Origin of the sequence: Streptomyces sp. NPDC060031 (assembly GCF_042736805.1) — a bacterium.
Classification (GTDB): Bacteria; Actinomycetota; Actinomycetes; order Streptomycetales; family Streptomycetaceae; genus Streptomyces.
In genome coordinates this window covers 57670-78284 of sequence record NZ_JBHWVM010000023.1, presented here as the reverse complement: position 1 = coordinate 78284, position 20615 = coordinate 57670, and the positions used below count along the sequence as shown (strand labels likewise).

At 72.9% G+C, this 20615-nt stretch carries 19 protein-coding genes; 11 read left to right on the top strand and 8 right to left on the bottom strand.

Going from position 1 to position 20615, the window contains the following annotated elements; translation table 11 throughout:
* Positions 1–20: 20 nt before the first annotated feature.
* Positions 21–482, bottom strand: a complete 462-nt coding sequence (locus ACFWB8_RS13370) for an ATP-binding protein (protein WP_385225399.1) — start codon at positions 480–482, stop codon at positions 21–23.
* Between the two features lie 134 nt (positions 483–616).
* Here ACFWB8_RS13370 and ACFWB8_RS13365 point away from each other — a divergent pair, with 134 nt between their 5' ends.
* On the top strand, positions 617–1057 hold the full coding sequence (locus ACFWB8_RS13365) for an NUDIX hydrolase (protein WP_385225397.1): 441 nt from the start codon (positions 617–619) through the stop codon (positions 1055–1057).
* Between the two features lie 25 nt (positions 1058–1082).
* Here the strand turns inward: ACFWB8_RS13365 and ACFWB8_RS13360 are convergent, their stop codons facing one another.
* Entirely contained in the window at positions 1083–1940 is an 858-nt protein-coding gene (locus ACFWB8_RS13360) for a trypsin-like serine peptidase (RefSeq protein WP_385225395.1), read from the bottom strand.
* A gap of 148 nt (positions 1941–2088) precedes the next feature.
* Between ACFWB8_RS13360 and ACFWB8_RS13355 the strand changes: the two genes are divergently transcribed.
* Entirely contained in the window at positions 2089–3189 is a 1101-nt protein-coding gene (locus tag ACFWB8_RS13355; protein WP_385225393.1) for an alpha/beta fold hydrolase, read from the top strand.
* A 74-nt stretch (positions 3190–3263) separates the two neighbouring features.
* On the opposite strand, the gene ACFWB8_RS13350 is transcribed toward ACFWB8_RS13355, so the two are convergent.
* Positions 3264–4508: an amidohydrolase family protein gene (locus ACFWB8_RS13350; protein WP_385225391.1), complete on the bottom strand. Its 1245-nt coding sequence runs from the start codon at positions 4506–4508 to the stop codon at positions 3264–3266.
* Between the two features lie 131 nt (positions 4509–4639).
* On the opposite strand from ACFWB8_RS13350, the gene ACFWB8_RS13345 reads away from it, so the two are divergent.
* The 3 genes from ACFWB8_RS13345 (at position 4640) to ACFWB8_RS13335 (ending at position 9186) form a co-directional block, all read left to right on the top strand.
* Positions 4640–7879 carry a BTAD domain-containing putative transcriptional regulator gene (locus ACFWB8_RS13345; RefSeq protein WP_385225389.1) on the top strand — a complete coding sequence of 1080 codons (3240 nt, stop codon included), beginning with the start codon at positions 4640–4642 and terminating at the stop codon, positions 7877–7879.
* A gap of 161 nt (positions 7880–8040) precedes the next feature.
* Positions 8041–8229 (top strand): hypothetical protein, encoded by a 189-nt coding sequence (locus ACFWB8_RS13340; protein ID WP_385225387.1) that lies wholly within the window; start codon positions 8041–8043, stop codon positions 8227–8229.
* A gap of 204 nt (positions 8230–8433) precedes the next feature.
* The gene (locus ACFWB8_RS13335) at positions 8434–9186 is read left to right on the top strand and encodes a class I SAM-dependent methyltransferase (RefSeq protein WP_385225385.1); all 753 of its coding nucleotides are present in this window, start codon (positions 8434–8436) and stop codon (positions 9184–9186) included.
* Positions 9187–9192: 6 nt separating this feature from the next.
* On the opposite strand, the gene ACFWB8_RS13330 is transcribed toward ACFWB8_RS13335, so the two are convergent.
* A complete protein-coding gene (locus tag ACFWB8_RS13330; RefSeq protein ID WP_385225383.1) occupies positions 9193–10923 on the bottom strand; it encodes a FadD3 family acyl-CoA ligase in 1731 nt (576 codons plus the stop codon).
* A 103-nt stretch (positions 10924–11026) separates the two neighbouring features.
* Between ACFWB8_RS13330 and ACFWB8_RS13325 the strand changes: the two genes are divergently transcribed.
* From ACFWB8_RS13325 to ACFWB8_RS13315, 3 genes are all read left to right on the top strand, one after another.
* Positions 11027–12178 (top strand): lipid-transfer protein, encoded by a 1152-nt coding sequence (locus tag ACFWB8_RS13325; protein WP_385225381.1) that lies wholly within the window; start codon positions 11027–11029, stop codon positions 12176–12178.
* Positions 12179–12302: 124 nt separating this feature from the next.
* The gene (locus ACFWB8_RS13320) at positions 12303–12728 is read left to right on the top strand and encodes a Zn-ribbon domain-containing OB-fold protein (RefSeq protein WP_385225458.1); all 426 of its coding nucleotides are present in this window, start codon (positions 12303–12305) and stop codon (positions 12726–12728) included.
* Positions 12725–13504, top strand: coding sequence for an enoyl-CoA hydratase/isomerase family protein (locus ACFWB8_RS13315; RefSeq protein ID WP_385225379.1), 780 nt, complete (start codon positions 12725–12727; stop codon positions 13502–13504). The genes ACFWB8_RS13320 and ACFWB8_RS13315 overlap by 4 nt, the downstream gene beginning before the upstream one ends.
* Before the next feature lie 45 nt (positions 13505–13549).
* Here the strand turns inward: ACFWB8_RS13315 and ACFWB8_RS13310 are convergent, their stop codons facing one another.
* Positions 13550–14014 carry a hypothetical protein gene (locus ACFWB8_RS13310; protein WP_385225377.1) on the bottom strand — a complete coding sequence of 155 codons (465 nt, stop codon included), beginning with the start codon at positions 14012–14014 and terminating at the stop codon, positions 13550–13552.
* A 389-nt stretch (positions 14015–14403) separates the two neighbouring features.
* Positions 14404–14898, bottom strand: a complete 495-nt coding sequence (locus ACFWB8_RS13305) for a peptidylprolyl isomerase (RefSeq protein ID WP_385225375.1) — start codon at positions 14896–14898, stop codon at positions 14404–14406.
* 140 nt (positions 14899–15038) lie between these two features.
* On the opposite strand from ACFWB8_RS13305, the gene ACFWB8_RS13300 reads away from it, so the two are divergent.
* A complete protein-coding gene (locus ACFWB8_RS13300) occupies positions 15039–15374 on the top strand; it encodes a hypothetical protein (protein WP_385225373.1) in 336 nt (111 codons plus the stop codon).
* Positions 15374–15646, top strand: a complete 273-nt coding sequence (locus tag ACFWB8_RS13295; protein WP_385225371.1) for a hypothetical protein — start codon at positions 15374–15376, stop codon at positions 15644–15646. Before ACFWB8_RS13300 ends, ACFWB8_RS13295 begins: the two co-directional genes overlap by 1 nt.
* A gap of 479 nt (positions 15647–16125) precedes the next feature.
* Here ACFWB8_RS13295 and ACFWB8_RS13290 read toward each other — a convergent pair whose 3' ends face one another.
* Both ACFWB8_RS13290 and ACFWB8_RS13285 read right to left on the bottom strand, forming a co-directional pair.
* Positions 16126–18552, bottom strand: a complete 2427-nt coding sequence (locus ACFWB8_RS13290; RefSeq protein ID WP_385225369.1) for a PQQ-binding-like beta-propeller repeat protein — start codon at positions 18550–18552, stop codon at positions 16126–16128.
* Positions 18553–18806: 254 nt separating this feature from the next.
* The gene (locus ACFWB8_RS13285; protein WP_385225367.1) at positions 18807–19601 is read right to left on the bottom strand and encodes a VOC family protein; all 795 of its coding nucleotides are present in this window, start codon (positions 19599–19601) and stop codon (positions 18807–18809) included.
* Positions 19602–19868: 267 nt separating this feature from the next.
* On the opposite strand from ACFWB8_RS13285, the gene ACFWB8_RS13280 reads away from it, so the two are divergent.
* Positions 19869–20516 carry a TetR family transcriptional regulator gene (locus ACFWB8_RS13280; RefSeq protein ID WP_385225365.1) on the top strand — a complete coding sequence of 216 codons (648 nt, stop codon included), beginning with the start codon at positions 19869–19871 and terminating at the stop codon, positions 20514–20516.
* The last annotated feature ends 99 nt before the right edge of the window (positions 20517–20615 follow it).

Sequence of the window (20615 nt, the reverse complement as noted above, 5' to 3'; positions counted from 1 at the left end):
TCTTCCGCTCCGGGGCGGCCTCAGGGCCCGGGGGCTTGCGGCAGGGGGAAGCGGACCCGGAGCGTGAGGCCGCCCTCCGGTTCCGGATTGGCCTCGGCGAGCAGCCCGGCGCCGTGCGCGCGGGCGATCGAGGCGACGATGGAAAGCCCCAACCCGGCGCCTTCACCTGCGGTGTGCTGCCGCTCGGTGCTGCGCCGGAAGGGCTCCAGGAGACGCGGAACGTCCTGCGGGTCCATCACCGGACCGGTGTTGGACACCGTCAGTTCCCCGTCGGCGGTGGTCGCCAGGGCGACGCGGCCGCCCGCGCGGTTGTGACGTACGGCATTGGCTAGCGGATTGCGCACGAGGTGGCCGAGCAGGGTCGCGTCGCCGGTCGCCGGTCGCCGGTCGCCGGTCGCCGCGCGCTGGAGCGCCGCCACGAGATCGGCCTGCGCCGCTCGCTGGGCGCGACCAAGGGCCAGATCCGCATCCAGTAGGCACACTGGCCGGCCTCTACCCCGCAGGGGGTGGGGTCGCGAAGGGGTGGGTCGGGGGTTGCGGGGGCGGGACCCTCTTGGGCGGGGGCGCGACAGGGTTTGGGGGTTTCCCGTCAGTCTCATCGTCGTACGCTGGCTTGATGAGAACTCCGCGTCAGGCAGCACGAATTGTCGTCCGCTCCCCCGACGGGGCCGTGTTCCTCTTCCGCGAGGACAACGTCGAGGTCGGCATCCACTGGCTGCCCCCCGGCGGTGGGATCGATCCCGGGGAGAGTCCCGAGGAGTGTGTGCGGCGGGAGTTGCGCGAGGAGACCGGCTGGACCGATCTCGAGCCGCGGCGGCTGCTGTGCACCTGGGAGCACGACTTCACGTACCAGGGCGTCCCGGTGCGCCAGCACGAGCACATCTACGTCACCGACGGGCCCCACCGCGAGCCCGTCACCGAGTCCCCCGACGCGCACTGGCGCTGGCTCCCGCAGCAGGCGCTCGCCACCCTCGGCGAGCCCCTGTGGCCGCCGCGCCTGGCGGAACTCCTCGCCGACATCCCCGCCGAGCCGGTCCACCTGGGCCTGCTCCGCTGACGACCCGGGCCGACTCCCGGGCGGCTCAGGGCTTCGCGGCCGTGGTCGCCGTCGCCCGGCCGTACAGCGTTGCCGCGTATTCGTTCAGGACGGTGCTCGTCGAGACGTCGTCCGTGTCGCCGCCCGTCAGGATGCCGATGATCCGCCCGTCCTTGGCGATCCACGCGCTGCCGCTCGTGCCACCCGGGAAGTCCGCGCAGTCGAAGCGCTGTTCCGTCGCGCTCGCGCGGACCGCGATGCCCGTGCAAGTGCGCGGGACCTTGCGGTCCGCCGGGTAGCCGGTGACCGTGACCTCCTCACCCGAACGGCCCGTGGTGTCCAGGGCGGCCGCGCCGGTGACGTCCTCGATGTTGCGGCCCGAGGCGTCCGGGGCGAGGCGGGCGAAGGCGAGGTCGTAGTCGTCGTTCGTGTCGTCCGCCCAGCGGGGGTCCTCGTAGACCTCCTCGATCTTCCAGGTGCCGTACGGGGCCCGCCCGTCGGCGTACGCGGGTGCGAAGATCGCGCCCTCGCCGCCGCCCCGGCCGGCGAGCAGGCAGTGCCCGGCGGTGACGATCAGGTTCCGCCCGGGACTGTGCACGACCGTCGCCGTGCAGAAGTGGTCGCCCTCAACGGCGCCTTCGAACAGCGCTCCGGCGATGCGCGTGACCCCGCCCTCCTCGGGCGCCGAGCCCTTCGGGCGGGGGCTCTGCGAGGTGGACAGCTGCGGTTGCTTCGCTGCTTGCGATGGTGACGGCCGGGAGGTCGAGGACGTCACCGGCGGCGCCGACTTCACCCGCGCGGCGCTCCCGCCGTCCGAGGCGGGCACCACCTGTGTCATGACCGCGGACGCGCCCAGCGCCGCCACCGCACACAACACCGCTGTCACCACGGTCCGTTTGTCCACCACAGGCACCCCTCCCGACTTTGCTCTGGCGAAGCATGCCCTGCCGTCACTTCCACCGCAAGGCGCTCCCCGCCCAAGGGCATTGACAGTGCCGGCGCGACGCCGCACACTCTTCCGCATACACCGGAAACAGTTTATGGGGGACACAATGCTTGCCGCCGCGCTCGTCACCACCGCCACCACCACCGCCGCCGCCCTCGCCGCCGCACCCGTCGGCCTCCTCGCCCACCGCGCCGTACGCCGCGCCCGGGGCGCCGAGGCGCTGCGCATCGAGTCCCCGGCCGGCATCGACGAGCAGGGCTTCGTCCGCATCGGCGGCATCGACCAGTGGATCTCGGTCCGCGGCGAGGACCGGACCAACCCCGTCATCGTCGAGATCCACGGCGGCCCCGGCGCCCCCAACTCCATCCACACCACCCGGACCCGCGCCTGGGAACAGCACTTCACGATCGTCCGCTGGGACATGCGCGGAGCCGGGAAGACCTTCGGCCGCGGCGGCCCGCAGGGCCAGGGCGAGACCACCTTCGACCGGCTCTACGAGGACGCCCTGGAGGTCACCCGGCACGCCATCGAGCGGCTGCGCACGGACCGCGTCGTCCTGGTGGCGAACTCCTACGGCAGCGTCTTCGGGCTGCGCCTGGCCCGCAACCACCCCGAGCTGTACTCCGCCTACGTCGGCACCGACCAGAACATCCAGTCCGGCGGCCGTGACACCGCCGCCCACGCGGGCCTGCTGGAGCGGCTGCGCGCGGCCGGCAGGACGAAGCGGCTCGCGCAGGTCGAGGCGATCGGCGCGGACGCGCGCGCCTGGACGCCGGCGCAGCGGGCGACGTACGCGAAGCTGTCCGCGCAGAGCGACCCGCTGACGCTCGACACCATCAAGAAGGTGGTGCTGGGGTCGATGTGGCTGTCGCCGCTGCACTCGCTGCGCGATCTGCGGGACTTCTTCCGCGGGCAGTCCTTCTCGGAGCGGGCGACCGGGGGGACGGCCGGATTCGACGACCGGGCCGACGGGACCCGTTTCGAGATCCCCTTCTTCATCTTCCAGGGCGAGTTCGACGTCCTCACCCCGACGGCGTCCGCCCGGGCCTTCTTCGAGGAGGTCGAGGCCCCGGTCAAGCACTTCGCGGTGATCGAGGGGACGAGCCACTTCGCGTCGTTCCGCCGCCCGGAGCGCTTCCTGGAGCTCCTCCTGACCCACGTCCGTCCGGCGGTCGCGGTCGCCGGGCGGGCGCGCAGCGCCTCGTAACCGCCGGGCGCACACCCAACCGCCCCGGGACCGCGCCTCGCGCGCTCCCGGGGCCGGCGTGCGTCGACAGGCGCTCAGGCCGCCGAACCCGAACCCGAACCCGGTCCCGGCCACAGGCCCTCGGGGGTCAGGCCGAGGAGGTCGATCGCGTTGCCGCGGACGATGCGGTCCACCACGTCCGGGGCGAGGTGGCCCATCTGGGACTCCCCCACCTCGCGGGACTTGGGCCACGTCGAGTCCGAGTGCGGGTAGTCCGTCTCGTACAGGACGTTGCCCACGCCGATGGCGTCCAGGTTCCGCAGACCGAACGCGTCGTCGAAGAAGCAGCCGAAGACGTGCTCCGCGAACAGCTCCGACGGCGGGCGCAGCACCTTGTCGGCGACGCCGCCCCAGCCGCGGTTCTCCTCCCAGACCACGTTCGCGCGTTCCAGGATGTACGGGATCCAGCCGATCTGGCCCTCCGCGTACATGATCCGCAGGTTCGGGAAGCGCTCGAACTTGCCGCTCATCAGCCAGTCGACCATCGAGAAACAGCAGTTGGCGAAGGTGATGGTGGAGCCGACGGCCGGTGGGGCGTCCGCCGAGGTGGACGGCATCTTCGACGAGGAGCCGATGTGCATGGCGATGACCGTGCCGGTCTCGTTGCACGCCTCCAGGAAGGGGTCCCACTCGTCCGTGTGAATGGACGGCAGGCCCAGGTGCGGCGGTATCTCCGAGAAGGCGACCGCGCGTACGCCGCGTGCCGCGTTGCGGCGGACCTCGGCGGCGGCCAAGCGGGCGTCCCAGAGCGGGATCAGGGTGAGCGGGATGAGCCGGCCGCGCGCGTCGGGGCCGCACCACTCCTCCACCATCCAGTCGTTGTACGCCCGTACGCCCAGCAGGCCGAGCTCGCGGTCCTTGGCCTCGGTGAAGGTCTGGCCGCAGAAGCGCGGGAAGGTCGGGAAGCAGAGCGCCGACTGGACGTGGTTGACGTCCATGTCCGCGAGGCGGTCGGGAACCGAGAAGGACCCCGGGCGCATCTGCTCGTAGGTGATGACTTCCAGTTTGATCTCGTCGCGGTCGTACCCGACGGAGGTGTCGAGGCGGGTGAGCGGCCGGTGCAGGTCTTCGTAGATCCACCAGTCGCCGATCGGGCCGTCGTCGCCCTTGGCGCCCATGACGGGGGCGAACCTGCCGCCGAGGAAGGTCATTTCCTTCAGGGGGGCGCGGACGACGCGGGGGCCGACGTCGTGGTACTTGGACGGGAGCCGGTCCCGCCAGACATGGGGGGGCTCAACCGTGTGGTCGTCCACCGAGATGATCTTCGGGAAGGTCTCCATGTCCTTACGGTAGCGTCAATCTGACGAACCGTCAGCTAGTTGGCAGGGGATCGATCCGCCACGGGCTGACGGGTACGGGCAACACAGGGCAGACTGGCCCTTACACCTACGGAAGGCAGGGGGGACACCAGATGGACGGCGTACCGGCCATCCCGCACCAGCGGAAGCACCCCGAGGCGGCCCGGAGCAACCAAGAGCCCCAGGCCGCAGGCCGGAGTGCCGCTGCCGCCGCGACCCCCGCCGGGGCACTCGCGGAATCCGTCCCCGAGGTCTCCCAGGCCCCCGAGGCCTCCCCGGTCTCCGAGGCCCCTCAGGCCCGCGAGGCCACCCAGGGTCCCGAATCCAGCGACGCCGCCGAGTCCACCGAAGCTGCCGAAGCCGCCGAAGCCGCCGAGAAGTCCGCGCCCGCCGCCGGCAGCGCCGCGCCCGTCCCCGAGCACACCCCCGGAAGCTCCCGGTTCGCCGTCCTCGGCCCCATCCGCGCCTGGCGCGGCGCCGAGCTCCTGCCGCCCGGCACCCCCCAGCAGCGCGCCCTGCTCGCCGTACTCCTGCTCCGCGACGGCCGTACCGCCACCGCACCCGAACTCATCGACGCGATCTGGGGCGAGGACCCGCCGCAGCAGGCGCTCGCCACCATCCGTACGTACGCCTCCCGGCTGCGCAAGGTCCTCGACCCGGGGCTGCTCGTCAGCGAGTCCGGCGGATACGCCATCCGGCTGCGCCACATCGAGGCCCTCGACCTCGGCATCGCCCGCAGCTTGGCCGCCGACGCCGAACAGGCCCGCACCGCCGGCGACCGCGCGCTCGCCCGCACGCTGCTCGCCCGCGCCCTCGACGTCTGGGACGGCGAACCCCTCGCCGGAGTCCCCGGCCCGCACGCCGAGACCGAGCGCACCCGCCTCGCCGAGTGGCGGCTGCAGCTCCTGGAGACCCGCCTCGACCTGGACCTGGAGCTCGGCCACCACGCCGAGGCCGTCTCCGAACTCACCGCCCTCACCGCCGCCCATCCGCTGCGCGAACGGCTGCGCGAGCTGCTGATGCTCGCCCTCTACCGCAGCGGCCGCCAGGCCGAGGCCCTCGCCGTGTACGCCGACACCCGCCGGCTCCTCGCCGACGAGCTGGGCGTCGACCCGCGCCCCGAACTCTCCACCCTCCAACAGCGCATCCTGCGCGCCGACGCCGAACTCGCCCACGCCGAGGACCCCGCGCCCGCCGCCGCCCCCATCCAGGTAAGGCCCGCCCAATTGCCCGCCACCGTCCCCGACTTCACGGGCCGCGCCAGCTTCGTGGCCGAACTGGGAGACATCCTCGCCGGCGCCGACGGCCAGGTCATGGCCGTCTCCGCGCTCGCCGGCATCGGCGGCGTCGGCAAGACCACCCTCGCCGTGCACGTCGCGCACGCCGCCCGCCCGCACTTCCCCGACGGACAGCTCTACGTCGACCTCCAGGGCACCGAACCGCGCCCCGCCGAGCCCGTCGCCGTCCTCGGCTCCTTCCTGCGCGCGCTCGGCACCCCCGACACCGCGATCCCCGACTCCCCCGCCGAACGGGCCGCGCTCTACCGCTCCACGCTCGACGGCCGCCGCGTCCTGGTCCTGCTCGACAACGCCCGCGACGCCGCCCAGGTCCGCCCGCTGCTGCCCGGCACCGCGGGCTGCGCCGCCCTCGTCACCAGCCGGGTCCGGATGGCGGGCCTCGCCGGAGCCCACCTCGTCGACCTCGACGTGATGAGCCCCGAGGAGGCCCTTCAGCTGTTCACCCGCATCGTCGGCGCCGAGCGGGTGGGCGCCGAGCGCCAGGCCGCCCTCGACGTCGTCGGCGCCTGCGGCTTCCTGCCGCTCGCCATCCGCATCGCCGCCTCGCGCCTGGCCGCCCGCCGCACCTGGACCGTCTCCGTCCTCGCCGCCAAGCTCGCCGACGAACGCCGCCGCCTCGACGAGCTCCAGGCCGGAGACCTCGCCGTCAAGGCCACCTTCGAGCTCGGCTACGGCCAGCTGGAGCCCGCCCAGCAGCGCGCCTTCCGCCTGCTCGGACTCGCCGACGGCCCCGACGTCTCCCTGGCCGCGGCCGCCGCCGTCATCGACCTGCCCGAGCACGACACCGAGGACCTCCTCGAAGCTTTGGTCGACTGCTCCCTCCTCGAATCCGCCGCACCCGGCCGCTACCGCTTCCACGACCTCGTACGGCTCTACGCGCGTGCGTGCGCCGAGCGCGACGAACAGCCGCCGAGCGAGCGCGACGCCGCCCTCGACCGGCTGCTGGACTTCTACCTGGCCACCGCCTCCGGCGTGTACGGGCTGGAGCGCCCCGGTGACCGCCTCGTCGCGCACCTGTCCGCCACCCGCTACCCCGGCCTGCTGTTCGCCGACCCGCGCGCCGCCCAGGACTGGCTGTACGCCGAGGCCGATCCGCTGCTCGCGTGCGTCCGGCAGGCCTCCGTACGCGCCGGCGCCGGCGGCAAGGCCTCGGGCGGGACCCAGGTGCTGCGCCGGGCCGTCGACCTCCTGTGGGCGGCCAAGGACCTCGCCGAGTCGGGGGCCAACTCCAAGCAGTACGAATCGGCCGCGACGGCCCTGCGCGACGCCGCGCACGCCGCGCAGGACCCGCGCGCCGAGGGCCGGGCCCGTACCACCCTGACCAACGTCCACCTGGTGGCCGGCCGCTTCACCGAGGCCGACGACGAGGCCCGCCGGGCCACCCTGCTCGCCCGTACCGCCGGCGACCCGCTGCCCAGCTGCTGGGCACCCAACGACCGCGGGATCATCGCCCTGTACGAGGGCCGGTACGCCGACGGCGAGCGGTACCTGCTGGAGGCCATCGAGAACTTCCGGGCCGACGGCAACAACGTCGGCGAGGCCAGCGCGCTGTGCAACCTCTCCCGGATCCACGTGGAGCTGGGCCGGCTCACCAGCGCCATACAGCTCGCCCAGCAGGGCATCGCCATCTACGACCGGATGGGCCTGACCCTGCGCCTGGCCAACGGCCGCTACGCGCTCGGCATCGCCCTCACCCAGGCGGGCCGCCTCGGCGAGGCGCTGTCGCAGCTCAGCGAGGCGCTGTCGCTGTTCCACGAGAACCGCCAGCCGCTGTGGGAGGGCGTGACGCACTTCCGGCTCGCGGAGGCCCATCTGGCGGCGCGACGGCCGACGTTGGCCGCCTCGCACGCCGAGCAGGCCATCGCGCTGCGGGGCATCGGCGGCGAGTGGCGCCGGGCCACGGTGCTGACGGTGCTGGGCAAGGCGCTGCGGCGCCTCGGTCAGCGGGACCGGGCGCGGGTGTGCTGGCGGGACGCGGAGGTCGTTTTCACGCAGCTCGGCTCGTCCGAACTGGGCGAAGTCCAGGCCCTGTTGGCGGCAGAGATCGCCGCCTGAGCTGCTGAACGAGACGTTCATCGTTCGTTTATCGCCGCGCGGCAGTATGGGGTTCATCGACTCGGCGCGTCGGGGGGCGCGGGAGTCGGCTGGAGGACCACCCGTTCGGCGGTCCGCGGGGGAATCGCCGAACGGGCCCGACCCATCCATCAGGAGATTCGATGACGACGAACGAGAACATCCTGCCGAACGACGGCGACATCAAGCCGCTGGACAACCACGCGTCCGGTGTCGAAATCAAGCCGCTGGACAATCACGCGTCGGGCATCGAGATCAAACCGCTCGACAACCACGCCTCGGACGAGGAGATCGTGACGCTGGACAACCACGCGTCCACTCCGCGCCCGTAAGGCGGGGCGCAAGACGTACCACGGGGGGCCGGGGGTCACGGGGGACCAACGGGGGGGCCACGGGGTACACGGGGGAACGGCGGTCGCGGTGGCCCGGAGGGGGAGCCATCGCGGCCGCCGCACGTCCATGTCCGGCGCCGGTCGCGGTCGCGGTCCCGGTTGTGGTCCCGGTCCCGGTGGGTCGCGGAAAGCTACGCTGGGGCCGTGTTCACCTCACAGGGGCCGACCCTCCGCGAACTGGCCGTCCAGGCCCTGTCCTCGATCGAGCGGGGCTACGACCTGTTGGCGCCCACGTTCGACCGCACCCCCTTCCGCACCCCGGACCGGATGCTCGACGCGGTCGAGGAGACGCTCGCGCAGCACGAGGGCTCCTTCGGTTCCGGGCTGGACCTGTGCTGCGGCACCGGCGCGGGCATCGGGATGCTCCGCCGGCTGTGCCGGGGCCTGGTCACCGGGGTGGACCTGAGCGCGGGGATGCTGGCCGAAGCCCGGCGGGCGCACGCGGACGAGCGCGTGGACTTCGTACGGGCGGACGCGCGGGCACTGCCGCCCGCGCTCGGAGCCTCGTACGACCTGGCGGTGAGCTTCGGGGCCTTCGGGCACTTCCTGCCGGCCGAGCGGCCCGCCGTCTTCGCCGGCGTGCACCACGCCCTGCGGCCGGGCGGGGTCTTCGCGTTCCCGATCGGCGCGCCGATCCCGCCGCGGCACCCCGCCTGGTGGGTGACGGCGGGCTTCGACGCGGCGATGCGGGTGCGCAACGCCGTGTGGCGGCCGCCGTTCGTCATGTACTACCGGACCTTCCCGCTGGGCGGCGTCCGCGCGGACCTGCGGGCGGCCGGCTTCACGGTGGAGACGGTCCCGCTGGAGCACTTCGGGCGCCGGCCCGACGGGCTGCCGCGGTGGCGGCTCGTACTGGCCCGGCGGGCGGCGGACGGCGGGCAGCGGACGGCGGTGTGACGGCCGCTAGCGGGAACGCAGTTCGCGTTTGAGGACCTTGCCGCCGGCGTTGCGCGGCAGTTCGGCGACGAACTCCACCTCGCGCGGCACCTTGTAGTTGGCCATCTCCCGCCGCGACCACGCGATGAGGTCGTCGGCGGTGAGCAGCGAGCCGGGGCGCCGTACCGCGTAGGCCTTGCCGACCTCGCCGAGGCGCGGGTCGGGGACGCCGACGACGGCGACATCGGCGACGTCCGGGTGCAGGCCGAGGAGTTGCTCGATCTCGGCGGGGTAGGCGTTGAAGCCCCCGACGATGAACATGTCCTTGATCCGGTCGGTGATGCGCAGGTTCCCCGCGGCGTCGAGGACGCCGACGTCGCCGGTGCGCAGCCAGCCTTCCTCGGTGATGGCCCGGGCGGTCTCGGCCGGGTCCTCGAAGTAGCCCCGCATGACGTTGTGGCCGCGCACCCACACCTCGCCGGCTTCCCCGGCGGGCAGGGCGGCCCCGCCGGGGCCCGCGATCCGTACCTCGGTGCCGGGGATGGGCCGCCCCGAGGTGGAGGCGATGGTCTCCGCCGGGTCGCCGCGGCGGCACATGGTGACGATGCCGCCGGCCTCGGAGAGCCCGTAGGCGGTCAGGACGGTGGCGATGCGCAGTTCGCCGCGGAGCCGCTCGACGAGCCGCAGCGGGACCACGGCCGCTCCGGTGACGACCAGGCGCAGGGCGGTGAGGTCGTGGTGGTCGCGCTGGGGGTGGTCGAGCAGGGACTGGTGGAGGGTGGGCGGCCCGGGGAGTACGGAGATCCGTTCGGCGGCGATGTTGGCGAGGACGGTGTCGACGTTGAAGACGGGCTGGGGGATCATCGTGGCGCCGCGCATCAGGCAGGCGATGATCCCGGCCTTGTAGCCGAAGGTGTGGAAGAAGGGGTTCACGATCAGGTAGCGGTCGCCCTCGCGCAGTCCGGCGAGCTCGCTCCACACGTCGTAGCAGCGCAGGGACTGGGCGTGGGTGATGACGGCGCCCTTGGGGCTGCCGGTGGTGCCGGAGGTGAAGATGATGTCGGAGGGGGCCTCGGGGCGTATCGCCTCGGCGCGCTGGCGGACCGCCTCGGGCGTGACGGTGTCACCGCCGGCCAGGAAGTCCTTCCAGGTGCGGAAGGACTCGGGGGCGTCCTCGGCGAGGACGACGACCTGCTCCAGGTACTCCAGGCCGGGCAGCGGGCCGGAGCCGTGGCCGTCGGCCGCGGCGCGGCGCAGGGAGGCGACGTAGGAGGTGCCGAGGAAGGTGCCGGTGATGAACAGCAGCTTGGCGCGGCTGCGCTGGAGGACGTATGCGGCTTCGGCGCCCTTGAAACGCGTGTTGAGGGGGACGAGTACGGCGCCCGCCGAGACCGCTCCGAGCGCGGAGACGATCCACTCCAGGGTATTGGGCGCCCAGACGGCGACCCGGTCGCCCGGCTCGACCCCGGCGGCGATGCAGGCGGCCGCGGCGCGGCCGACGCGCTCGCCGAGCTGCGCGTAGCTGATGCGGACGCGTCCGTCCACGACGGCTTCGTGGTCGGCGTACTGCTCGGCGGCCGCGCGCAGCAGTGTGGCGATGCTGCCCCAGCGCAGATCGCCCCGTACGTCCTCGCGCTCGTCCTCGCGGCTGCTTTCGCCCTCGCGCCCGCCCCCGCGCTTGCCCTCACCCTCGCCCTTGCCCTCGCCCTTGCCCTCGCCCTCGCCCTTGCCCTTGCCCTTGCCCTTGCCCTCGTCCATCGTTCGCCCCTCCCCGCTCCCTGCGACACCGGTAGCTGACTATCCGTCAGATTAGCTGTAGCCTTCGCGGCTGTCAGTACTGGTGCACCCCCCGGAGGTGGCGATGGCGGCAACGCTCAAGGACGCTACGGCGATAGTCGGCATCGGGCAGACCGCCTTTGCCAAACAACTGCCGCAGTCCGAGAAGGAATTGGCCTGCCGGGCCATTCTGGCGGCGCTCGCCGACGCCGGCATAGCGCCGTCGGAGGTCGACGCCTTCTCCTCCTACACGATGGAGGAGACCGACGAGGTCGAGGTCGCCAAGGCCATCGGCGCCGGCGACGTCACCTTCTTCTCCAAGATCGGCTACGGCGGCGGCGGTTCCTGCGCGACCGTCGGCCACCTCGCGGCCGCCGTCGCCACCGGCCAGGCCACCGTCGGCGTCGCCTGGCGCTCGCGCAAGCGCGGCTCCGGCCCGCGCCCGTGGAAGAACACCGCCGTCCAGCTCCCCACCCCCGGCCAGTGGACCCGACCCTTCGGACTGCTGCGGCCCGCGGACGAGATCGGCATGCTGGCCCGCCGCTACATGCACGAGTACGGAGCCACCCGCGACCACCTCTTCAACGTCGCGATGGCCTGCCGCAACCGGGCCAACGAGAACCCGGCCGCGATGATGTACGACCGCCCGCTGACCCGCGAGATGTACATGACCTCCCGCATGATCAGCGACCCCCTCTGCCTGTTCGACAACTGTCTGGAGACGGACGGCGCGCTCGCCTGCGTGATCGTGAGCGCCGAGCGGGCCCGCGACTGCCGGCAGAAGCCCGTCTACGTCCACTCCGTCGCCCAGGGCCTGCCCGCCCAGCACCACGGCATGGTCAACTACTGGAACGACGACCCGCTGTCGGGCCCCGCCTGGACCGCCGCCCGACACCTCTGGAAACAGGCCGACTTCGGACCGCAGGACGTGGACGTGGCCCAGATCTACGACGCCTTCACCCCGCTGATCCCGCTTTCCCTGGAGGGCTACGGCTTCTGCGGGCGCGGCGAGGGCGCCGCCTTCACCGAGGGCGGGGCCCTGGAGATCGGAGGCCGGCTGCCCATCAACACGGGCGGCGGCGGGCTCAGCGAGGCCTACGTGCACGGCTTCAACCTGATCAACGAGGGCGTCAAGCAGCTGCGCGGCATCTCCACCGCCCAGGTGCCGGACGCCGCGACCTGCCTGGTGACGGCGGGCGAGGGTGTCCCGACGTCCGCGATCCTGCTGCGAGCCTGAGGAGCCGAAGATGACCGCTGACACCGCCGACACCGCCGACACCGCTGCGACGGCTGATACCGCCGACGCCGCTGCCACAGCCGCTGCCACTGCCACTGCCACTGCCACTGTCGGCGCCGAGGGACTGCTGCTGCCCGTCCCCGACGAGGACGGCGCCCCCTTCTGGGAGTACGCTGCCCGGGGCGAACTGCGCGTCCAGGCCTGCTCCGCCTGCGGCAGACTCCGCTTCCCGCCGCGCCCCTGCTGCCCGCACTGCCAGTCCTTCGACTCCGAGTGGCGCCCGATGAGCGGCCGCGGCCGCATCTGGTCCTACGTCCGGCCGCACCCGCCGCTGCTGCCCGCGTACGCCGCGCAGGCCCCGTACAACGTCGTCCTCGTCGAGCTCGCCGACGCCCCGCACATCCGCCTCGCCGGCAACCTCGTCACCTCGGCGGACGCCCCGCTCGACTCGATGGACCCGGCCCGGCTGCGCATCGGCGCGCGGGTCCAGGTGGTCTTCACCGAGACGGGCGGGATGGCCGTGCCGCGCTGGATTCCGGAGAAGTCGTGACGCTGCGGGTGGAGCGGGACAAGGCGACCGGGGTCGCGGTCGTCACCCTGGACCGGGAGCGCAGGCACAACGCGATCGACCTGGCGACGGCGGCCGCACTGGGCGAGGTGTGGCGGGAGCTGCGCCACGAGGAGGACGTACGGGCGGTGGTGCTCACGGGCGCCGGGACCGCCGCCTTCTGTACGGGCATCGACCGCGGCGCGGACGTACCGCAGCCGGCCTCCCCGTACTCGGCGGACGACCCGCTGATCGCCATCGGCCCGAAGGCGTGCGACCTGTGGAAGCCGGTGATCGCCGCGGTCAACGGCATGGCGTGCGGCGGGGCCTTCTACCTGCTGGGCGAGTCGGAGTTCATCGTCTCCTCCTCGTCCGCGACGTACTTCGACCCGCACACGACGTACGGCATGGTCAGCGCGTACGAGGCCGTCTACATGGCGCAGCGGATGCCCTTCGGCGAGGCCGCCCGGATGTCCCTGATGGGCACGGCGGAACGGCTCTCCGCGCAGCGGGCGTACGAGATCGGCCTGGTCTCGGAGCTGGCCGCGCCCGAGGAACTGCTCCCCGCGGCCCTGCGGGCGGCGCGGACCCTGGCCGGTTTCCCGACGGAGGCCGTGCAGGGGACCGTACGGGCGCTGTGGTCGGCCAAGCAGGCCGCGCTCCAGCAGGCGCTGACGCAGGCGCCGGCGCTGATCGCGCTGGGGAACCTGCCGGCGCAGCGGCAGGCGGAGCTGTTCGCGGGCCGGCGGGAGGCTGCCGTGGAGCCGCGGGTGCGGTGAGGGGCGTGCGCGCGGCGGGGCGCGCCGGCCGCGTGGTCCGCGCCGTCAGCTGATGCGGCCCATCTCGCAGCGCTGGATCTCGGCGGCCTTGTCCCCGTGCGCCATCGGGACGGTGACCGTCTTGGCCTCGCGGCCCTTGAGGGTGACCCGGACCGAGGTGCTGTCGAGGCTGGCGCCGCTCGCGCCCGCGAAGTTCAGCGGTACGTCGACGGTGCGCTCGGTGTCCACGAGCGAGGTCACCTGGATGACGGCCTGCGGCCTGCCCGGGCCGGCGCAGGTGACGACCGTGGCGCGGGCGGGCTCCTTGGACTTGGTGCCGCTGCTCCCGCCGGTGGTAGTGGTGTTCGTGTGGGTGGTGCGTCTGCTCTTGGAGCTGGAGCAGCCGCCACCGCCGCTGCTGCTCTTGCCCTTGCTCTTTCCGCTGCTCCCGCCGTGCGACGAGAAACCCGTCAGCGCGAGCACCACGCCCACGAGTACCGCCGTGAATCTGATCCGCCGTGCAGCCGCCATGGCCGAATCCCTCCCCCTGGGCAACGGCGGGTCACGCTATCAGCCGTCTCCGACGGCGGAGCGGGCGGCGATGGAGAAGGCAAAGGAGAAGGTGAAGGCCCTGCGCTGCCCCTCCGGCGTGCGGCGGCAGGGGCCCGGGCGTAGCGTCGGGATCGAGACCCCCTGCCCCGGAGGGCCGGGCATGATCCGCAACGCACTCGGTTCGCTGATGGGTCTCATCGGAGCGACGGCCGCCGTCTGGAGCCCCTTCCGTGCCTGGTACGACGGCCGTCACGGACGCGACCACCGCGTCCAGGACCTTCTTCTCCGCCGCCGGGGCCCCCGGACATGGCGGCGGCCCCGGCCCCCTGGTGGGGGCGGGGCCGGCCGGCCGGGGCTGGAGGTGGGGATCAGGCCTCGACGACGCCCGAGGACGCGATCTCGATCTTGGCGCGGGTGGTGCCGGACTGGGAGCCCAGGCCCTCGATCTTGGTGACCAGGTCCGAACCCGAGACGACCTCGCCGAAGACGACGTGCTTGCCGTCCAGCCACGGGGTGGCGACGGTGGTGATGAAGAACTGCGAGCCGTTGGTGTTGCGGCCGGCGTTCGCCATCGACAGCAGGAACGGGCGGTCGTGCTTCAGCTGGAAGTTCTCGTCGGCGAACTTCTCGCCGTAGATGCTCTTGCCGCCGGTGCCGTTCTGGTTGGTGAAGTCGCCACCCTGCAGCATGAACTGCGGGATGACGCGGTGGAACGGCGAGCCCGCGTAGCCGAAGCCGTGCACGCCGGTGGCGAGCTCACGGAAGTTCTGGGCGGTCTTCGGGACGACGTCGTCGAAGAGCTTGAACTCGATGCGGCCGGCGGCCTCGCCGTTGATGTTGATGTCGAAGTAGACGTTGCTCATGGGACCCATCCTGTCACTCCCGGTGCGGCACGCGACCCGGAGGGCCCCCGGCGAGGCGCCGAACCCCGCCGATAGCTCAATCGGGTGAGCCGCCTCGCATATGCCTATGACGCATGCCACGACCGGCTTGGATCCGGGACATGGTCACTTCGCATCACGAGGCCTCCCATCGGATCTTCCAGGACCGCCCGGAGCTCCTCGCGCCGGTCTTCCGGATCCTGGGCGTGCCGCTGCCGGTAAACCCCGCCGTCGAGGTGCTGACCGCCGACGTCACGGAGATCCGCCCCCTGGAGCGGCGCGTGGACAGCGTTCTGCGGATCACGGCGCGCGACGGCGACGGCGACGGCGACGGCGACGGCGACGGATTCTTGCTGGCGATCGAGGCGCAGGGCCGCCGCGACCCGGACAAGGCGGCCAGCTGGACGTGGAAATCGGCCTGGGCAACAGCCTGGCGAGAGACATCTGGAGGCACCTGATGCCGCGTACTTCCTTCCCCGGCCGTGGCACGCTCATCGAGGAGACGTACCTGGAAGGCGAAGCCAAGGGCAGGAACGAGGGCAGGACCGAAGGCAAGGCCGAGGAGCGCGCGCAGCTCGTCCTGCGCGTTCTCGACAACCGCGGGATCCCCGTCCTCCCCGAGTTCCGGGAGTGCGTCATCGCCTGCGGCGACCTCGACACCCTCGGGCGGTGGATCGACCTCGCCTTCACCGTGTCCCGGGCCGAGGAGCTCTTCGCCGAGGAGCGCTGACCCCGGCGCCACGGCCCCGGCGCGCGCCGCTCATACGTCCCGCCAGGCGGTTGTTTGGCACTGTAGGCGCCGGACGTCCGGGAGCTCGTCCCAACCGCGTTCTAGACAGGCAGCCAGGATCTCGCGGGCGGATGACGCGATGCTCCCGCAGAGCTCGTCGCGACGGACCGTTCCGCCGCCCGATGTGGAGCAGCCCCTCGGCCGGACGGCGACGCTCCGCGCGTCGGCCGCCTCCAGGTCCACCCAAAACGGTCCATCGAAGAAATGAACGCGGGTGCCCGCGAACCGCGCATCCCTGACCAGGTCGGCCGCCCGGAGGAACTCGCAGGCCAGCGCCACAGGCATGTCGTTCCATCGGGCCTCGGGGAATTCGACGCCCCCGATGCGCACCCAGATGGACCCCCACACCGCGCTCCCTGCGGCGGACAACGTCAGCGAGTCGCTGTCGTGCCGCAATGCGAAACCGACACCCGCCGACATCAGGAAGGCGCTGACGTGCGGGTGCCCGTGCCCTTCGCGGCGTCCAGGGCGTAGACGCAGCGGTCCTTGCTGCAGGCATAGACCACGCCCGCCTCGGCCACCGGGGCGCCGGTGATCTCGCCGCCCGTGGCCAGCTTCCAGCGGAGCTGGCCGCCCGCCGCGTCCAGGGTGTACAGGCAGTGGTCGGCCGAACCGAAGTGGACGCGGCCGTCCGCGACCGCCGGCGGGCCGGTGATCTCCCCGCCCGCGGCGAAGCGCCACTTCGGGGTGCCCGTGACCGCGTCGAGCGTGTACAGGGCGCTGCCCGCGCCCAGGTGGACGCTGCCGTTCGCGACCAGCACCGGGTCCGCGGACGGGCGCGGCTCGGTCGTGATGCGCCAGCGGTCCTTGCCGGTGGCCGCGTCCAGGGCGTAGACGGTGCCGAGGTGGTCCGCGAGGTAGACCCCGCCGCCCGTGACCGCCGCGCCCGGGGCGAAGGCCGGCGCCGCCAGGAACACGGCCGGGGCCTCGAAGTGCCAGCGGACCCGGCCCGAGGCCCGGTCCACGGACAGGACGCGGGTCCCGGCCGCGACGTAGACGTTGCCGTCCGGGGCCGGGGTGACCCGTACGGGGACGTTGCCGCAGGAGGCCGCGTCGCCGACGGGGTACGACCAGGACTCGCGGCCGCTGCGGGCGTCCAGGGCGCGCAGTCGCGCGTCCTGCCACACGTACACGGTGCCGTCCGCCAGGACGGGGGCGCCCTCGGCGCTCTCGAAGTCCGTCTGCGCGCCGGTCAGCTCCCACAGCTTCTGGCCGTTCGAAGCCTCCCAGCCCTGTACGCCGCCCCCGCGCGTGGCCGTGACGACGGTGCCCCGGTCGGCGCGCAGGGCGTACACCCAGGCGTCGGTGGACAGCCGCCACCGCTCCGAGCCGTCGGTGGCGTCGAGCGCGTAGAGGGAGGGCCCGTCGGAGGCGTGGATCCGGCCGTCCGCGACGGCCATGGACCAGGCGACGTCACGGGTCTTGAACTGGCGCCGGCCGCTCGCCACGTCCAGGGCGTGCACCTCGAAGGAGGTGACGTAGAGCATGTCTCCCGCGACCGTGGGGGTGCCCCAGACCTCGTTGGACATCCGGAAGCGCCACGGGCGCCAGCGCCCGCTGTCCGGCGCCGGCCCGGGGTTCGGGATCGCCGCCACCGACGACGCCACCGCGGACGCCACCGCCGAGGGGGCCGCCATCGCCGCCGAGGACCCGCCCGGCGGGCGTACCCAGCCGGTCGCAGAATCCGCGGCCGCCGCGTGCGCGGCGGGCGCCGAGGCACTCGCGCGCGGCCCGGGCCCGATCGGCACCGGGGAGCCGCCCAGCCGTACGGGATCGCCCGACGGCGCGGGCGTCAGCGGCGGCCGCTCGGGGCGCTGCGGAACGGCCTGGCCGGTGCGCGGGTCGAGCCACGGGTCGGCGCCGCCGCGCTGCCGACGGTGCGTGGCGGGACCCGAGGCGGGCCCGGACAGCGGCCCGGGGGCCGGCACCGGGACCGGCGCGGCCGGGGTGCGCTGCCCCGCCCGCCGGGTCTCGATCATCGCGACGGCCCGCGCGGGCAGCCACGCCGAGGCGGTGCCGCTGTCGTCGCCGCCGTCGAACAGGTGCGGGGCGAGCTGCGCCTGCAGGTCGGCGGGGGTCGGGCGCTGGGTGGCGTCCATCTGCATGCAGGAGTCGATCAGCGGCCGCAGCTCGTTTGGGAGGCCCTCCAGGTTGGGCCCCTCGCGCAGCAGCATGAACACCGTCTCCACCGGGTTCGCCCCGTGGTACGGCGGATGCCCGGTCGCGGCGAAGACCAGCGTGGAGCCGAGCGAGAAGACGTCGCTGGCGCCCTTGACGCTGCGGGAGTCCTTCGCCTGCTCGGGCGACATGTACGCGGGCGTGCCGACGGCGACGTTCGTCATGGTCAGACGGGTATTGGAGACCCCGCTCGCGATGCCGAAGTCGATCACGCGCGGGCCGTCCTCGACGACGAGCACGTTGGACGGCTTCAGGTCGCGGTGGACCAGGCCCGCCCCGTGGATGGACTGCAGCGCCTCGGCGATGCCCGCGGCGAGCCACCGCACGGCCTGGGCGGGCATGGGCCCGCACTCGTTGACGATCTCCTCCAGGGAGGGCGCCGGCACGTACGCGGTCGCCAGCCACGGCACGGCGGCGCGCGGGTCGGCGTCGACGACGGCCGCGGTGTAGAAGCCGGACACGGCGCGCGCCGCCTCCACCTCGCGGGTGAAGCGCACGCGGAACAGCTGGTCCTCGGCGAGCTCGGTGCGCACCGTCTTGATCGCGACTCGGCGTCCGGACGCCGACCGTGCGAGATAGACCAGCCCCATGCCGCCGGCGCCGAGCCGTCCCAGCACCTCGAAGGGGCCGATCCGTCTCGGGTCGTGCTGCGTCAGCTGCTCCACCACTCGCCTCCACACCTCCCCGTACGGGCCCTCGCCGGGTCCGCTCCTTCAACATGCACCCCACCAGCGCTCGCGCCGACAGGCACACGGCGGCACACGGCGGTCGGCCGGTGCAGCGTCACACTCCGGGCCCCGCCCGGGGTCGTGCAACCCGATTCTGTCAGGCCCGCGCCCCGTACGGCCCCGACTGGGCCCGGAACCGGGCCCGAGTACGGCCCCGATCACCGGCCCGGTCACCGGCCCGATCGCGGACCCGGCTACGCCTGCGGCTTCGTACGCGGCTCCGACAGGAGTCCGAAGACCGCCCCCTGATTGTCCGCGACGACCGCGATCCGCCCGTGGGGGGTGTCGAAGGGATCGGCGGTGACCCGCCCGCCGAGCCGCTGGACCATCGCCACGGACTGGTCGCAGTCCGGTACGGCGAAGTACGCCAGGAAGTGCGCGGGCATGATGTCGGGGAAGGCGTCGGTGATCAGGCTGCGGCCCATGACGGCGCTCCCCGGTCCGGGCGCGCTTCCCGGCGGGGACCAGATGCGGTACTCGACGCCGGCATCGTCCTGGTCCTGCGGGACGTAGCCGAAGACCTTGGCGTAGAACACGTCCACCGCGTCGCGGGCCCGCGTGTAGACCTCGGTCCAGCAGTAGGTGTACGGCTCCCGCTGGGCGTCGAAGCCGTGGTGGGTGCCGGGCTGCCACAGCCCGAAGACGGCTCCGCCGGGGTCGGCGGCCATCGCGGCCGCCCCGTACGGGCCCACGGGCATCGGGTCCATCACCATCTGCCCGCCGGCGGCGCGGATGCGCTGGGCGCAGGCGTAGGCGTCGGAGGTGTAGAGGTAAATCCCCCATACGGTGGGCATCCGGCCGTCGGGCTTGGGGGCGAGCGCGGCGACGTTGCGGCCGCGGCTGTAGGCCTGGGTGTAGTGGCCGTACTCGGGTCCGGCGCTGTCGGCGAAAGTCCACCCGAAGAGCTCACCGTAGAAGCGCTTGCCCGCCTCGACGTCGGGAAGCGAGGCATCCACCCAGCAGGGTGCGCCTTCCGCGAATGCGGCCATGAGCCCGTTTCCTTCCGTTGTGCGGGGGTGTGCCCCCTCCCGCCATCCTCCCCCAGCCATGATCCGACCGAAAACTTGTCCACAGCCTGTTGATAAGACTATTCGGGGGATACCGCCCGCAAGGGGGCGGCGCGCCCAGGGCGCCCACACGGCCGAAACGGATCCACCCGACGCTACGTGAGCGCTCCAAGCCCAGGCCAGGCGCCCCGTGACCCCATTTGCAGGCGGCCGAATCGCGCCCCGATCACCCCTCGGTAAGCTGACTGCATGACAGGACAAGTACGCACCGTCGACGGCCGCGTTGCCGGCCGGCGCGGTCAGGCGACGCGGCAGAAGTTGCTCGACTGCCTCAGCGAGATGCTCAGCTCCTCGCCGTACCGCGACGTCAAGGTGATCGACGTCGCCCGCAAGGCCGGAACCTCGCCCGCGACCTTCTACCAGTACTTCCCGGACGTCGAAGGCGCCGTCCTGGAGATCGCCGAGGAAATGGCCAACGAGGGCGCGCAGTTGACGTCGCTCGTGGAGGGCCGTTCCTGGGTCGGCAAAGCCGGCTGGGCGGCTGCGGAGGAACTCGTCGAGGGATTCCTGGACTTCTGGCGGCGCAACGACGCGATCCTGCGGGTCGTCGACCTCGGCGCGGCCGAGGGCGACAAGCGCTTCTACAAGATCCGCATGAAGATCCTGAACTCCGTCACCAACTCCCTCACGGAGTCGATGAAGGAACTCCAGGCCAAGGGCAAGGTCGACAAGGACCTCAGTCCGGCGGCGATGGCCGGTTCGCTGGTCGCGATGCTGGCCGCGGTCGCCTCGCACCAGAAGGGCTTCCAGACCTGGGGCGTCAAGCAGGCCGAGCTCAAGCCGAACCTGGCGCTGCTCGTCCACCTCGGCATCACGGGCAAGAAGCCTACGAAGTAGCGGCGGCCCCCACCTGCCGGGGGTCCGCCCTTGCCGGGGGTCCGCCCCTGCCGGGGTCCGCCGCCGCCCGCTCCTCACGGTTCCTGCCGATGTTCCGCC

Excerpts from the sequence above, each read along its gene's own strand:
- ACFWB8_RS13365 (WP_385225397.1), top strand. The coding sequence starts at position 617 with ATGAGAACTCCGCGTCAGGCAGCACGAATTGTCGTCCGCTCCCCCGAC.
- ACFWB8_RS13355 (WP_385225393.1), top strand. The coding sequence starts at position 2,089 with ATGCTTGCCGCCGCGCTCGTCACCACCGCCACCACCACCGCCGCCGCC.
- ACFWB8_RS13350 (WP_385225391.1), bottom strand. The coding sequence starts at position 4,508 with ATGGAGACCTTCCCGAAGATCATCTCGGTGGACGACCACACGGTTGAG.
- ACFWB8_RS13345 (WP_385225389.1), top strand. The coding sequence starts at position 4,640 with ATGGACGGCGTACCGGCCATCCCGCACCAGCGGAAGCACCCCGAGGCG.
- ACFWB8_RS13340 (WP_385225387.1), top strand. The coding sequence starts at position 8,041 with ATGACGACGAACGAGAACATCCTGCCGAACGACGGCGACATCAAGCCG.
- ACFWB8_RS13330 (WP_385225383.1), bottom strand. The coding sequence starts at position 10,923 with ATGGACGAGGGCAAGGGCAAGGGCAAGGGCAAGGGCGAGGGCGAGGGC.
- ACFWB8_RS13325 (WP_385225381.1), top strand. The coding sequence starts at position 11,027 with ATGGCGGCAACGCTCAAGGACGCTACGGCGATAGTCGGCATCGGGCAG.
- ACFWB8_RS13310 (WP_385225377.1), bottom strand. The coding sequence starts at position 14,014 with ATGGCGGCTGCACGGCGGATCAGATTCACGGCGGTACTCGTGGGCGTG.
- ACFWB8_RS13305 (WP_385225375.1), bottom strand. The coding sequence starts at position 14,898 with ATGAGCAACGTCTACTTCGACATCAACATCAACGGCGAGGCCGCCGGC.
- ACFWB8_RS13300 (WP_385225373.1), top strand. The coding sequence starts at position 15,039 with ATGGTCACTTCGCATCACGAGGCCTCCCATCGGATCTTCCAGGACCGC.
- ACFWB8_RS13295 (WP_385225371.1), top strand. The coding sequence starts at position 15,374 with ATGCCGCGTACTTCCTTCCCCGGCCGTGGCACGCTCATCGAGGAGACG.
- ACFWB8_RS13285 (WP_385225367.1), bottom strand. The coding sequence starts at position 19,601 with ATGGCCGCATTCGCGGAAGGCGCACCCTGCTGGGTGGATGCCTCGCTT.
- ACFWB8_RS13280 (WP_385225365.1), top strand. The coding sequence starts at position 19,869 with ATGACAGGACAAGTACGCACCGTCGACGGCCGCGTTGCCGGCCGGCGC.